9 protein-coding genes and 1 tRNA gene are annotated in these 15,310 nt (G+C 49.4%); 1 reads left to right on the top strand and 9 read right to left on the bottom strand.

Annotated elements, in window-relative coordinates; genetic code table 11:
- Window positions 1–10: 10 nt before the first annotated feature.
- Window positions 11–1,939, bottom strand: coding sequence for a hypothetical protein (locus tag CVV44_14845; protein PKL37620.1), 1,929 nt, complete (start codon window positions 1,937–1,939; stop codon window positions 11–13).
- Between the two features lie 33 nt (window positions 1,940–1,972).
- Window positions 1,973–2,356, bottom strand: coding sequence for a hypothetical protein (locus CVV44_14840; GenBank protein ID PKL37619.1), 384 nt, complete (start codon window positions 2,354–2,356; stop codon window positions 1,973–1,975).
- Window positions 2,357–2,399: 43 nt separating this feature from the next.
- Between CVV44_14840 and CVV44_14835 the strand changes: the two genes are divergently transcribed.
- Window positions 2,400–2,579 (top strand): hypothetical protein, encoded by a 180-nt coding sequence (locus CVV44_14835; protein ID PKL37618.1) that lies wholly within the window; start codon window positions 2,400–2,402, stop codon window positions 2,577–2,579.
- 268 nt (window positions 2,580–2,847) lie between these two features.
- On the opposite strand, the gene CVV44_14830 is transcribed toward CVV44_14835, so the two are convergent.
- The 7 genes from CVV44_14830 to CVV44_14800 all read right to left on the bottom strand — a co-directional run bounded on the left by CVV44_14830 (window position 2,848) and on the right by CVV44_14800 (window position 15,207).
- A complete protein-coding gene (locus CVV44_14830; protein ID PKL37617.1) occupies window positions 2,848–5,271 on the bottom strand; it encodes a 5-methyltetrahydrofolate--homocysteine methyltransferase in 2,424 nt (807 codons plus the stop codon).
- Between the two features lie 187 nt (window positions 5,272–5,458).
- Complete coding sequence (locus tag CVV44_14825; GenBank protein ID PKL37616.1) at window positions 5,459–6,814, bottom strand: hypothetical protein; 1,356 nt, start codon at window positions 6,812–6,814, stop codon at window positions 5,459–5,461.
- Between the two features lie 17 nt (window positions 6,815–6,831).
- The gene (locus CVV44_14820; protein ID PKL37615.1) at window positions 6,832–8,925 is read right to left on the bottom strand and encodes a hypothetical protein; all 2,094 of its coding nucleotides are present in this window, start codon (window positions 8,923–8,925) and stop codon (window positions 6,832–6,834) included.
- Complete coding sequence (locus tag CVV44_14815; GenBank protein PKL37614.1) at window positions 8,922–12,461, bottom strand: hypothetical protein; 3,540 nt, start codon at window positions 12,459–12,461, stop codon at window positions 8,922–8,924. Before CVV44_14815 ends, CVV44_14820 begins: the two co-directional genes overlap by 4 nt.
- Window positions 12,462–12,746: 285 nt before the next feature.
- Complete coding sequence (locus CVV44_14810) at window positions 12,747–13,334, bottom strand: hypothetical protein (GenBank protein ID PKL37613.1); 588 nt, start codon at window positions 13,332–13,334, stop codon at window positions 12,747–12,749.
- 18 nt (window positions 13,335–13,352) lie between these two features.
- Window positions 13,353–14,831: a sodium:proton antiporter gene (locus CVV44_14805; GenBank protein PKL37861.1), complete on the bottom strand. Its 1,479-nt coding sequence runs from the start codon at window positions 14,829–14,831 to the stop codon at window positions 13,353–13,355.
- Between the two features lie 305 nt (window positions 14,832–15,136).
- A tRNA-Gly gene (locus CVV44_14800) sits at window positions 15,137–15,207 on the bottom strand.
- Between the last annotated feature and the right edge of the window lie 103 nt (window positions 15,208–15,310).

Genomic DNA, 15,310 nt, shown 5'->3' with positions numbered 1-15,310 from the left:
CATTCTTTCCTTAACTGATTTTTACCCTGGTTCCCCACCAGTTAGCTGCGCCGGTTACAGGATCGATATCAGCAGCCATAATTTCCTTGGGATTGACTCCCTTTTTTTGCGCATACTTGGTGTATGCCATATGGCCGAATCCCAGGGGAACGGCAACAACATCGGGAGCAATCGTATCGGTTATATGAACCTTGACACTGCCTATTTTTCCGCGTTCAGAGATGATTTTTATGGAGCTTCCTTCAGAAACTCCCTCTTTTTTAGCCGTTGCCTTGTTCATGAGAACTTTCATTTTTCCCAGCATAAAGCTGTCAGAATCGATGTTTTTCAGAACATAGGGGAAAGCCATACCATCACCGTCTCCCACAAGGGGCATTTCAACGGGAATCAGCGACAGCGGATACTCGGCATTGGCTTTCTGTTTTTTAAATCCTGAGAGCTGCTCTTTCAGCTTGTCAACTTTGAATGAAAAGCCGGCCACGCCGCGGGTATTCCCCGCCTGTTTTACTGCATCGAGATACGAGGTCCAGGGGAAAGCTCCTTTTGCCGCATCTACTTTGCCGGCCAGCTCGATGATGATATCACCGGCATGTTTTGCGCTCGCATAAGGCTTCAACACCGTCTGACCATCGGACTGCAGGGTCTCCAGGAAGGTGAGTGAAGGAAGCACATAATCGGCGTAGAGAGCCGTATCATTGATCAGGGGCATCATGGCAACAACAAAGGCCTTTTCCATTTTTGCCGCCAGGTCTTTTCCCAGAACACTTTTGTAAACGGGATCGGCCTCGTTGACGAAGAGGAGCTCGAAATTGCCGTTTTTAATAAAATCATCAATACCGGCGGGATTTTTTCCCGTTCCCATGCCGGTGTATTGTTTCAGGCTCACTGATGTGGATCGCACCAGGGTGTTAAGGGCGTACACGGCAATGATTTCCGATGCAGAAGATGAAACACCATGGGCTCCCCGGCCTGCAACAGCCATGGGATTCCTGGCTCCGTAGAATGCTTCGGCCAGCGCCTTGATTCTGTCCTCGGAAACACCGGTTAATTTTGCCGTTGTAGGCATGTCGTACTGATAAACATATTGCGCCCATTTGGCGAATCCTTCGCCGGCCGAGATGAGTTTTTTCTCTTTAATAAGATAATTGGCAATACCCATGGCCAGAACAGGCTCCGTACCTGCTTTTACCGGCACCCACTCATCGGCCAGGGACGTAGTGCGTGAGCAGTTCGTGTCGACCTGTACCAGTTTTTTGCCGCTGCCGGGCCAGGCGGCCAGGACCTTGTTCATGGCACCGGGCACTCCCCAACCTTCGAAAAGCTTGGCGCCGAAACTGAGAACATAGTCGGCCTTGTTAAAGTCGTAATCCACTACTCCGCCCAGGGCCGACATGGTCAGGGCGTTGAGGGATGATTCATAAAAGACATTTGTGCTGCCCGTCGATGTTATCAGCTTCTCCAGAAGTTCAGATGAGAGGTTGATATCTTTGTTGATGGCGGCAATGGCGTCCTTTTTGTTATTTTTTACAAGGGCATTCATTTTGCCGGAAATATCCGCCATGGCTGATTCCCATGATACGGGGACGAAGCGGCCCTTACCTTTATTTCCCGTTCTTTTCAACGGTTTGTCTATACGTTCGGGATGATACAGCAATTGCAGTGAAGCTTGTCCCAGGGGACAGGCGGCATTTGAAGTTTCAACCTTTACGGCCCTGTCAGCAACCATCCGTACGGAAATTTCACATTTGGTCGTGCAGGACTGGCATATGCTCTGGAGAAGTTTAATTTCTCCTTTGAGGGGCACATACTGGTCCTGGGTCCATTCGGCCAGGTCCTGAAACATCAGAAACGGGGCTCCTGACAACACATATCCCGTAAGACCACCAACGACTGCCCCGCCGGTCATCATTAAAAGTTCTTTGCGTTCTATTTTCTTCATGGATTCAAATACTCCTCTTGCTAAGTTTCATGATTAGTCGTGGCAAACCATACATTTATTGCTGAGTTTTAATGCGGTATGGCAGTCCATACACTGACCCATGAGCATTTTGCCTTTTATCATCTCTGTAGTCATGGAACCGGCTTTATCGCCGTGACATGAACCACATCGCGCCTTGAGTCTGCCGTCTTCATATTTGGCAGTCATAACAACCTCGTGGCTGAAGTAGACCAGATCGGGTTGTGTCGCGTAGGCACCCCAGGGTTTATCAGTGTCCTTGTAGCTGTCGAAGAAGGGCTTGCGTTTCGGTGTTTCGGGATCACCGGTTACTTCGCCTCCTCTGTCGTGACACTGGACGCACTCGGCGACCGTGGGTACTCCCTTGAAGCGGCCATCAGCATAGTAACCATGGCACATGGTGCAATCCTCTGCGCCATACTTGGTAACATGCGATTTATGATTGAAGGGGAGTTCTTTCTGCGGCCTGGGAGCTCTGAATGCGTCGCATGCCGTTTGGGAAATAAGAAAGAACAGGTATGAAAATACAATGAATGGTAACAAGAATAGCAGAATTGATCGTCTCACAAATTTTCTCCTTATTCATGATATATTTCTGTTTGATAACAAAAATATTGAATAGTAAAGCCTGAAGTACATAGAAAATTAATTCTATTCTTAAAATAGAAAAAATTTAATGTTGAATAATGTCAACAAAATTTAAAAAAAATAGTCTCTTGTCTGTTATGCGGAAATTAAGAAATTGAGAGGATACTGAAGTTCTTTATTGTTAAAATTCGAGGGTCATAAAAAAGTTAGAGGGGTGGAATATATCTTGTTTTCAGTTTCAAAGGAAGTGCTTATAAATACATCTGCCGCATAACTTTTCAGGGGTCATGCGGCAGAACGAATCATCGGGCCATGAGCGACTTGGCCTTGTTAACACCGTCAACGGCATCTTTTCCGTAATGGGCGCCAATCGATTTCGCATATTCTTCATTAACCACGGCGCCGCCCACGAGCAAGGGAATATCGAGCTTTGCTTCTTTGAGAAGTTCGCTGATATTCCTCATTTCATTCATGGTTGTGGTAAGCAGGGAGCTGAGACAGATAAGGTCAGCGCTGATATCCCTGGCCGCCTGGATTATTGTTTCAGCGGGGACATCCTTGCCCAGGTCCCGGACCTCAAAGCCGTGATTTTCCATCATCATGGCCACGATGTTTTTCCCGATATCGTGAATATCGCCCTTTACCGTGCATATGACGACCTTTCCCCGCTTCTCCGCCGATTCTCCCGCCAGAAGGGGCTTCAGGATATTAAAGCCTTTTTTCATGGTATTGGCCGAGGCAATCATCTGCGGGAGGAAATATTCCCCCGTGCTGTAGAGCTCTCCCACTTTTTCCAGAGCCCTGAGCAGGCCCTGGTTCATGATCGATGGCGGATCATGCTCCTTCAGCGCCGTCCGTACCTGTTCTTCAATATCATCGACATTACCTTCAACCACGGCATAAAATATCTGTTCGATACTGTTCCTCTGTGCCGCCGAACCCGGGGATGCGCCGCTTTCCACCGCCGATGATTCACGGAAATGGGCAATGTACCGGGCTGCGCCGGGATCACTGCCTTCCAGGAATTCCAGGGCGAGTTGCTCCTCGGTACTGTATTGGTCTATGATACGCACAGCCGAGGGGTTGATGATGGCCGCCGTGAGTCCCCTGGCCAGGGCCAGGTTGAGGAACACGGTATTGATGTGTTTTCTCTGGGGCAGGCCGAAGGATATGTTGCTGAGGCCGATGGAGGTTTTGATACCCTTTTTTGAAAAATATTCAATAACTTTTAGCGTTTCCAGGGCGCTGCCCGGTTCGGCGCTTTCGGCCAGGATCAGCGGGTCCACAAAAACACGGCTCAGGTCTATGCCTTCGGAATGAAGCGTATCCAGAAGACGCTGGCCGGCGGCGATACGTTTTTCAGCATCCTGGTGTACGCCCGAGTCGTCAAGACACAGGGCCACGACAAAACAGCCAAATCGCTTTAAAAGGGGAATAACGGTCCTGATGCTCTTTTCCTTTCCGTTGATGGAATTGACGATTGGTATCCCCGGATAGGTCAGGAGCGCCCGTTCGATGACCTCAGCATTATCTGAGTCAATCATGAGGGGCACGTCCACGGTGGAACTGAGCGTTATAATGGATCGGTTCATTGCCGTCGTTTCATCGATAGAGGGAACGCCAACATTGATGTCCAGTATATGGGCGCCTTCTTCTACCTGCTTGCGCGATTCGGCGCGCAGGAAGGTCTGGCGTCCCTCCCGGAGATCCTCGGCGAATTTCTTGCGTGCCGTGGGATTGAGCCGTTCGCCCAGGAGAATGAGCCCCCGGTGTTTTTCCAGGTCCAGCACTTTGCTTCTGCTCGTGATGTAACTGTATGAGCGTTCATACCGGCGCGGTGAAAAGGTTTTTCCCGATACGGCCTTTTTCAGGGCCGCGATGTGCTCCGGTGTGGTTCCGCAGCATCCGCCTATTACCTTGACGCCCATATCGGCCAGCTCCAGGGAGGATGCGGCAAAGGAATCGGCCGAGAGCCGGTACACCGTGCGTCCGTCGATCATCTCGGGAAGCCCGGCATTGGACCAGACGCTGAGAGGGATTCCCAGCCGCGAGAGGGCCTGTATGTTATCCTGGAAAATTTTCACCATGGCGGCAGGGCCCATGCTGCAGTTGGCTCCCACTACTTGGGCGCCGTACTCTGACAGGGTGGAAAAAGCCGTGAGCATGTCGGTTCCCGTCATGGTTTTCCCGTTTTCCTCAAAAGTCATGCTGCAGATGACCGGCAGGGACGTGTTGTCCCGGGCAGCCATGAGGGCCAGCTTCGCCTCCTGGATGTCATTCATGGTTTCGATGGCGATCACATGAGCTCCGCCCCGCTCCAGGCCGATCATCTGTTCCGCGTAGGACTTGTATATTTCTTCCGCCGGGGTTTCTCCCATGGGTTCGATGAGCCTTCCCGTGGGACCTACGGAGCCTCCCACGAAGCCGTTATACTCATCGGCTACCTTGCGGGCCAGGGCGGCGCCTGCTTCGTTGATCTCTGCACAGCGATGGTCCAGGCCATATTCAGCAAGCTTGATGATGCTGCCGCCGAAGGTGTTGGTTTCCACCAGCTCTGACCCCGCTTCAAAGTATTGGCGGTGAATATCCTGAAGAATTTCAGGCTTTTCTACGTTAAGGAGCTCAAAGGACCCCGCGTAGCCCGGGATTTTCTGGAAGAGCAGGGAGCCCATCCCACCGTCTATGATAATTGGTTCCGGCGTCAGGAGTTTTTCTTTGAAATTCATGGTCTACCTCGATTACTATATCAATATATCTTGATATAGTAATATAGTTTACTTCCCATGTCAAGTTTTTTTTACAAAGGGGTCAGAGCATCACTGGGGCGAGGTAAGCAATTTGTGTAATAAAATGCACAAAAACATTCAATTAGTCATAAAACTGGGGTGAAAAATCAGTTAATTACAATTGAATTCAGAATCGCAGTCCGACCCGCAGAAAGGGATAGATGGATTTCAGGGGTTTTCCAAGGTACAGGAGATGGTGATATTCAGCGCCGGATTCAACGAAGAAATATCTTCCAGGAGTTAACCGCACCGAAAGACCGGTATAGAACAGGGGATCGGTGGAACTGCTGCTTCCTTCCAGTGAGGAGATTGCTGCGCCGCTGCCGGCATGCAGGGCGAAGGAAAGCAGGCCCGTTACGGGAATATTGAAAAAGATACCGCTGCCAAAACTCATGATGGTCATATCGGGCAGGGATGATTGTGTGCTTCCGTATTGCGTATATATGAATCGAACTTCGAGGCCCATGTATTTAATAAAGGTTACATCTGACAGAAATTGAGGCTGATAACCGGCATAGAATTCTCCGCCGGTAAAGCTGCCGTTCAGGAAGTTGTTCCATTCCGGCAGGGGATAGGAATAAAAACCGCCGACGGCCAGGGTAAGGCCTAACTGTGCGCTGATGCGCAGGGCATTTTTGACGGTCTCCCGGTTATCGCCGGGATTGGCTATAATGATATCATAGCTTCCCCGCTTCATCTGTGCCGGGGCAATGGTAAAGGAGACCTCGTTGAGTGAATGATGCACGACCTCCATGGGCCTGATAATATCATCGCCCTTTTTCAGTGTTATAGCCACATTTTTCATGAGGCGTTTCCCCGTTATCGTCACGGTCTGCTTTTCCACTGTATCGCGGATTGAAGAGGGGGATATGTCTTTAAACTGTGGGACTGCCGTTATTTGGAGGGCGCCGGAAACGGAGATGCTGTTGTCGCCGGGATTGGTTATAATAAGATCATAGGTTCCGCCCGGCGCCGATGAGGGATTGAAGCGGAAGGTCAGCTCGTTGTTTTTTCGTCCGGGCAATATATCGGCCCTGATAACGGCGGACCTGCTCTTCAGCGACAGGGAACACCCTTCCATGAAGTTGTCGCCCCTGACCCTGATTTCCGTTTCCCCGTCTTCCGGGGAAAACTGCCGGTGCGACAGTGACGAGAACACCGGTTTCAGGGAACGCTTGATATTAAAGATAAACCACGAACCCCACTTCTGCGGCTTTTTGAATTTGTTCAGGACAGCCACGCGTCCCTGGTAAGAGCCGTAGGGCAGGTTGAGCGTGACGATTGCGTCCGTAAGTGTCTCGCGATGGATAATAGTACCCCGGGCGTCCCTGATCTCTATTTTATATCCCACGGCACCCGGGACATTTTTCCAGCGCAGCGTCGCTCCTGTATCATCATCCTGGGCCAGCACGAAGGATGGTAAAAGGACGATGAAAGTGAGAAAGAGAAAGGCCCTTATGGTTTTATATACAGTTTTTTTCATATTTACTGTGACTACGGTTATTTTATATACAGGTTTTTCGGAGATATGATCTCCGGTTTATCCATCGCGCTCTGCAGGGTAATGCTGAAATAATTTTTCCGCAGGGGGCTTTCATTTTCAAGTTTATTTCCCGCGTAGCGCAGGGCCTTTATTTCCCAGGTGAAATTCCCTTCATCAAGAAGTTCGAGCTGCCTGAGGACATATGTGGTATCAGTGGTCTCGGTTTCAAGAATCTTTTTACTGAATCCGCCGGAATAATAGCCGACGATTATGCGGTAATGGGTCGCCGAGGGCACTTTTTTCCAGGAAAAAGTTATAGTGTTCCTGAAAGTCATGTCAATGGCGGTACCATCGGCCGGTGTGATGCTCACCGGTGACTCCAGAACGTCGGTGCTGCGGGCCGAGGCGATATTGCTCCGCAGGATGGCTTTCCCTTTTTTGTCCATGAGGGATACGCGCCAGTAGAACGTGCCGCGGGGGATTCCCGCCGCGGAAAGGGACGTGGCTGTCGATGCATGAGATGAGAGTATCCGGGAGAAATCGCTTTTATCCGACAGTTCAAGGCGATACATGCTTCCCCTGTTGGGATCATTCCAGGTAAACTGCACTGTGTTCCGGTTGTCCGTCACGCTTACGATTCCGCCGTCGGCGGGGCTGACAGTTGTTATTTTTTCCGCATCCGTTATGATGAATGATCGTTCCACCGATGCATGGGGAACCCCGCCTGCATCAATTCCTTCAATGCGCCAGTAGTAGGTACCCGTGGCAATTACGCCCGAGAGCTGATAAAAGGACTGTGCTGTCGTGGTGCTGATGACGGGATTTTTAAACTCGCGGTCCCTGTCGATTTTGATGACATATTTTTTCATGTCGTCGCCGGGCTGCCAGCTGAAGAGCTGCATTCCTCCGGTAAGAAACAGGGAGCTGATCCGGTGTCCATTGGGGGGATTCATCGGCTCCGGTGGTTTTACCGTTGTGCCCTGCCTTATGACGAAGGACCTGGCGGGACTCTTTACGGTGAGGCCCGCGTCGGGAAAGGGATACACATTGGTTACCTGCCAGTAATAGGTCCCGGCGGAAAGACTGTCCACGGCGATACTGTTGTCACTGGTGGCGATTGTCTTGATGATATTTTTAAAGCCCGGGTCCGCCGCCAGGCTGATGGTGTACGATGAAGCAACGGTGCTTCCCGACCACTGCAGCGGAACAAGGGGGAGGGTTTTTACGTAATTGAAGGCCGAGAGGTCGGCCGGTGCGATAAGGCTCTCCTCGCGTTCTTTGATAATGATGAAGGGCTGCGGCAGGCTCATTTTTCCATTTTTTTCCGCATACCCGATTCGCCAGAAATACGTACCGGGCTTCAGTCGGACCGCTGATTCCGGTTTAATAACGGCTCTGCTGACGAACTTTTTCCTGAATGACGGGTCCCCGGCTATTTCCAAAAGATATTTTTTCACCGCCTTTGATGTCCAGGCGAAACGGATATTTTTTTCCCCTGAGAAAGCGAGGATATAGGCGCCGGAGCGCGGTTCCCCGGGAATGAACTCCCGGTCCGACACCTCGGCCGTTCCGGCTCCGATAACGGCCTCCTGGTTTTCTCCTATTTTTTTATCACCCAGGGCGGCCACGCCGGAATTTACATTGAGGTTGAGGTTATCCGCGGCATCTTTACTGAGGTTGATAGTGCTGTTGCCGGCGGTGATGACGGTATTTCCGGCTTTTATGTTGAGATTCGCGGCACCAGCGGCATTTATGGATCCCTGAGAGAAATCTATCGTGGTTTTATTTTCCGTCAGGGACAGCAAAATCAGGGTGTTTTCATTCAGTTCGATCTGTGATCCGTCTTTCAGTTTTATTATGGAAAGGGAGTCCGCATCGGTGCGGATAGTATCGTAGTTATACACGGCATCGGTCTGGTTCAGGTTTTCCCAGATGACCTGGCCTGAATACTTTCTCTGGGCCGTCTTTTTTTTAAAGGTAATGGTTCCGATTTTTTCTGTTTTTTCAGCATCCATTTTACCGGTGAAATCGTAATAGAGCGCCGTGCCCGCCGCGGACATGGCTGCAATGCTGAAGGCGGTTATGAGCAGGTCTTTCCCTATCAGTTTCATGATTCACTTTTTTTAGACAGGATCTGAAATTTTTCCTCTTCCGCTTCGGGATCAAAGGAGGGCAGGGAGGAAACATCGACGCCCAGCCGGCTCTGCAGTTCTCCCAGGGAGCCTGCACAGTGTGGATCGTCCCTGCGGCCCAGGACGGCATAGATTTTCTGCGTCTCAAATTTGCCCTTGACCTTAATGTCGTGCATTCTCTCCATAGTGAAGATATCTTTGACCAGTTTATACGATTCCTCCGATACGAGAATATCGGTGCCGAAGGGCTTGTTGAGTGTTTCTACGCGGGAAGCAAGATTAACCGAGTCTCCTATGACTGTATATTCCATCCTGTCATGAGAACCGATCTGTCCCACCAGTACGGGGCCGGTGTTGATTCCGCACCCTATTTTGATGACCGGTTTTTTGGGACCGCCCCGTTCCCTGTTGAAGTCCTGCAGCGATTCACGCATCATCAGGGCTGCGTTTATGGCGTTTTCCGTGTCATTGCCGTGGGAGACAGGGGCGCCCCATGTGGCCATGATGGCGTCGCCGATGAATTTGTCGACCACACCGTTTGTTTTGTTCACGCAGTCCACCATGCGGGTCATATATTCATTCAGGAATTCCACAACTTCTTCCGGCTCCAGCTTCTCCGATATGGAAGTGAAGGACCGTATGTCGGAGAAGAAAATGGCAACAGTCTTGCGTTCGCCTCCGAGCTTGATCTCATCACGGAGCACCTTATCGGCTATCTCCTTATTGACGAACTTGCCGAAAGCCACCTTGATTTTTTCTCTTTCCGAGAGTCCCTTTCCCATGTTTATAAATGATTCCGTCAGCATGCCTATCTCGTCACCTGAGCTACTAGTGATATCAATATCAAAGTTGCCCTGTTCTATCTGGCGTGTTGCTTTCACCAGGCGTTTGATGGGGCCCGTCAGCGTTTTTGCGAAGAAATAAACGATGAGGATAGCGGCGCTGAGAACAATTACCGTAATGAAGGCGTTGCGGCGCTGGATCTGGTTTACGGCCTCAAAGGCCTTGTCTTCCTGCACCGTGGAGATGACGCCGGTGCCGGCAAAACCCGTTTTTTTATAGGACCCCAGGTAGTATATATTCTTTTCATCATTATAGCGCGTTTGCCCGTTGTCCACGGGACTCGTCATCATGAGCTTTACAATGGGAAACTGGCGGAAACTCACACCGGCCGAAACCAGTGATGCGTTGTAGTGGGCGATGAGCTCGCCGGAGCCGTTGACAATGAATGATTTGGTTATGCCGGGGTTGCTGACGGCGCGGTTGAACCTGTCGCCATGGACCATGATAATGAGGATGGATTCCGCCGATGATTCGCTTTTTTTGATATAGGGGACGCTTATGGCTATCACGGGAATACTGAAGTGGGGCGAGACATTGTGGACGATTTCCTGAAGATTAAAGCTCTTGAGGAACTGTTCCTGTTCACCCATAAGAGCCGTGGAAATAGAATTCTGCGATATACCGTTTTTATCAGTGAGGGCGGTGTTATACAGCGACCTGTTTAACTCCAGGGTCCCATTTTTCATTCCGGCCAGTCCTATGAAAAGGGTGTCCTGGTCGTTGGAGAAAAAGCGCTGTACCAGGAACTGGTTCCCATCCTGCGTGACCCCCTCGTCTATCATGGAGCGGGTAATGATCATGCTTTTTTCGATGATGGAGGTGAAATCGGTCCTGATATTGAGTGCGGTTATTTCCGATATCTTGTGGTTGCTTTCCTTTATCCTGATTTCGTTGTCGGTTCTGAAAAGTTTTGTGGTTATGATGCTCATGGAGGTAAGTGACGCCAGTATTATCAGTGAGATTATACTGATGAGCTTCAGGCCGATGGATGTTTTAAAACGACGTTCACTTTTTTTTTTCAGAGAACCCTCATCCATGCCGGTGTCAGATTCCGGGTGGATGCGTTCATCGGGACGTGCTTTTTCCACGGCCTGGACCGTGGTGGGCAGTGTCTTTCCATCGGGCTGTTTTTGAGCGGCCATGGAGAGGTTTTTCATGGCGGTCATAACAAGGTCCTTGCCCTTCCTTGTGGTGTCCGTCGAAGCCGACCCTGAACGTACCGAAATATTGAGAAAACTGCCCGTATCGATTTTCAGCCTGTACCTGGAAAGAGAGTTCTCCAGTATCCCCGTAAGCTCTGAAGCCCTGTCCGAGCCTGTGCCCGGGAGGAGAAGGGCCAGGTTTTCATTGTAAACGGCCACGATGTCCCGGGCAGCCAGGTGTTCCTTTATCGAAGGGGCGATTATCCTGTAAACGTTGTTTTTCTGCGAATCGGTAAGCTGTACATCCGCTGGAATGCAGGATATTAACATCACAGACAGGGGCTCTGACCCCTTTCTGCTGATGGCAATGGATTCATGAAGCTTCATGTCAAAATAGGACTTGCTGTAGAGCCCTGTTCCTGAATGAATCATGACATTGTTGATGACCAGAAAATCACTGATTTCCCGGGCTGTTGCGCCGAGAAGCCTTCTTATATCCTGGATTTGCTGCCCGTTCAGCGGATTTTCCCGTTCTACCACCAGTATGCCCAGCAGGGAATTATCGTGCTGGAGGGGGAGTATGATTTTTTTCCCTTCGTTAAGGATCATGGCCGCATTATTCTGGAGTTCCTGCCCGAGGCCCTGACGCAGATCCAGCGTATCGAAGTTGCCGGAATCGATCCTGAGGAATGTTTTTCCCTTGAGCTCATAGGCCTTTGAGAGGAGGTCCGGCGTGGTTTTAAGATACAGGGAAAGGGAATTGGAGCCGTAATCTCTGCTCAGACTGTTCAGTATGGAGAAAACATGATCGCTCAGAGATTCCGATGTTACAAGACGCTCCCCGGTAATCATGTTTTGCTCTCCCGCCACTGAGGCATGGAGAGTGTGCGGTTGTATCCCCCTCGTTTGCCCCGCTGTCACCTGTTTCGGTTCCTTTCTCTGGGAAACGATATAAACCAGGGCCATTAAAATAACGGAAATGAGAATGAGCAGTGCGACCTCCAGGGCAATCCTGGTGATTATTTTTCTATCGGCCTGATAGGGAAATGCCAGAAAAAGGCGGTTTTTCCCCACGTCCCTGATATACAGGTAGAATTTTTCTTCGCTTCTTGTTTCATTTTTCTGAACAGAGTAGTAGCGTCGGGCCGGACCGGATTTCAGGTCTGCGCTCACTTTCCTGTTCTTGTAATCGTTCATGATGGAATCGAAAAGTTCAGGAGTTTTCAGGATCGATTCATTTTTTTGTACATGCCGGACATTGTTGTCATGGTCCGATACGGCCACAATGGCAGTATTGCCGTATTTTTTAAACAGGGCAGCGGCGAAGGATTGAAAAGCTGTGTCGGTAAGTTCCCCTGAACCGTTCTTTCCTTTTAAGGATTCCAGAGCCGTTGTTATATCGGCCGTGGATTTTTCCAGCCTGTTTATATAACTGGTTTCCAGTATATCAATTCTCAGGGATAAATAGACGATGACAGCCACGAAAATAATGAGAAATCCCGTGGTCAATATCCTGAATTTTCCGCTCATAATAGTCCCCGCCGAGGATAGGCTTTTTAATCAAATATAATCATAGAAATATCTATATTTTATTTTCGGATTAATATATTAATATGATAGTATAAAACAGCCGCCTTTCGTTGATAAAATATAAAAAACAGGGCTGAAGAAACACTTATTTCCGGGACTGTTGACGGTGCATGGCTGTTTTTTACCGATGATGGAATGAAAAAGGGCCGCTGTAATAAACATGACGGCCCTTTTATCTTTGCAACAGTCCTTTTTAAATGGACTGTGTAATTTCTTTATAAAAAATTATTGGAAGGATAAAATTATTTCCTTCACCTCAACCAGTGGATGGTCATCGAGCTTTTTCCTGAATTCCACCAGGGCGCCCAGATCCCCGGCCAATCTGCCCATTGCCTCAAAAGTATAGCTGTGCTCCGGAGCGTAAAGCTCTACGCCCTTGGCATTTTCATCGATTTTTTCTATGGGATTATAATCGTGGAGTACAAGGTCGGACGGAAGATTTTTGAGAAGAGCCTTTATTTCATTTCCATACTTTTGACCATAGGTTTTTGCGACGAATTGGAATGAGGCCTCTTTGATCTTCAGGGCTGAACGGATATACCTTTTGCTTACGAAAGCGGATTCGGCGATGCCGCCCAGGGCCTTATCAAAGGCCGTGTAAAAATCGGCTTCCATGACCACATGATGCATTTTGGTCTGCAGTGTGATCCATTCTAAAATTATTTCCGTGAAGGTTTCCGTTTTGATTCCACGGGCCTTGCTGAAATAATAGGTCCAGTCCTTTTTGCCGGAACCCAGTTTGAAGCCCTCCAGCAGCCCGGTAATTGCTCGAAAATGTCCTTCAAATACCACTTCATAATATGTTTTTGCCATGATTATCACCTGCCTTTATTAAAAGAATATCAACGTAATAAGAATAAATGTCGGTATCAGAATGGGAATGGAATATTTGATCATGTATCCGAAGAAACTGGGCATTGGTACGCCCGCCTCTTCAGCAATGGATTTAACCATGAAATTGGGCGCGTTTCCAATATAGGTATTGGCTCCCATGAATACGGCGCCGGCGCTGATGGCCAGAAGGGTCTGTGCGTGTGTGCCCATTAGATTCAGCGCGTTGCCTCCGGCCGTGTTGAAAAATACCAGGTATGTGGGCGCGTTATCCAGGAAACTGGAGAGCGCTCCCGTGGCCCAGAAGAAGTTAGCATTGATGAACTCGCCGTTGGAATCGGTGAGGCTCCTGATAATGGCTCCCATGGGACCGTCGGCGCCGGCTTTGAGCATGGCAATGGGGGGCACCATGGTGATGAATATGGTGGCGAATAGTTTCCCCACTTCAATGATGGGTTCCCAGCTGAATTCGTTCTTTGTCCGTACTTCTTTCTTCGTGATCTTCAGTGAAACAAAAGTTATAATAAGGAGAAGGACCATCTGGGCCAGGGAAGCGACGGGAAGGGCCACGTAATGGAATGTGAAGGCCGTACCCAGGTCCATGCTGGAAATGAGAACCGCCACGGGAATGAGAGGAATGAGGAAGATGTTTGCCTTTCCTTCCAGTGCCAGTTTTTCACCATTGGGATTCTTCGCCGGTTTTTCCGTTTCTTTTTTGTAGAGGATGGTATCCATTATGAAAAAAATCACGATGAGAGCGGCAATGGCAACGAGCATCGACGGAAGCATGTGAATAGTGGTCCAGAAGAAATCAACGCCCTTCAGAAAGCCCAGGAACAGGGGGGGATCGCCCAGGGGGGTGAGGGAGCCGCCGATATTGGCAACGAGAAATATAAAGAAAACAACCACGTGGACCTTGTATTTCCGCCAGGCATTGGCCCGGAGAACAGGCCTGATAAGGAGCATGGCCGCTCCCGTGGTTCCCATCCAGCTTGCCAGAAAGGTTCCGATGAGGATCAGGATTACATTCACTTTCGGTGAGCCCGCCAGTTCACCCTTGAGACGGATTCCACCGGCAACGGTGAAAAGAGCCAGGAGCAGGATGATAAAGGGGAAGAATTCCAGCAGGTATACTTCCAGCAGGTAGAAGAAGCTCATACCCGGGCCGAAACTTACGCTGAAGGCGCCGAAAAACAGCAGTCCCCAGAAAAGGGAGACTTTCCCGTAATGATGGTGCCAGAAATGGGGCGCCAGGAGCGGAAACAGGGCGATGGAAAGCAGTATTCCCAGGAAGGGGATTGCCCAGAATAATTTCAGGGTTTTTCCATCTAAGTGCGGCGCACCGTGTCCACCGTGGCTCACGGCTGACTTTTCGGCATTATGTTCTCCATGAGAGGCATCAGAGGCTGCATGCTCTATTTTTACCGTTTCATGGCCTTTTTCAGCATAAGCTGATACAAACAATGGCGTGATATACATGATGGTCATCACGGCCAGTACCCCGATAAGTGTTTTTTTCATTACAATATCTCCCGGAAATAGTTTGGTTGACGGTGAATATCCGGATTCAAACCGCTACGGGCGGCCTGAATGTCGATGGATGAATGTTCACCTTTAACCGACATGAATTTTTTCCAGAAAATCAGAGCACATATCTTCTGTCAAACAGTATAAAAATTAAAATTTCGGTTCCATCCCGGTTTTTATAATGATTTTTCATCGGCTTTAGCGTAGGGGGGATATTAAAAAAGGGACCCTGTAGAGGTCCCTTTTGGTCTTTCATGAGCGGGTGATGGGAATCGAACCCACGTGGTCAGCTTGGAAGGCTGAAGTTCTACCATTGAACTACACCCGCATGTTGTGAACATAAAAAGGCTCTTGTGCCCTGTGTCAACAAAAAAATTCAACAACCATTTTCAGAAATCCCTGAATTCAAGAATGAACTGATATAAAGTTGG

The sequence above is a fragment of the Spirochaetae bacterium HGW-Spirochaetae-1 genome (genome assembly GCA_002839375.1).
Taxonomy (GTDB): domain Bacteria; phylum Spirochaetota; class UBA4802; order UBA4802; family UBA5550; genus PGXY01.
Note: the sequence above shows the minus strand (reverse complement) of the source record. Positions and strands in the feature narration are given on the sequence as shown.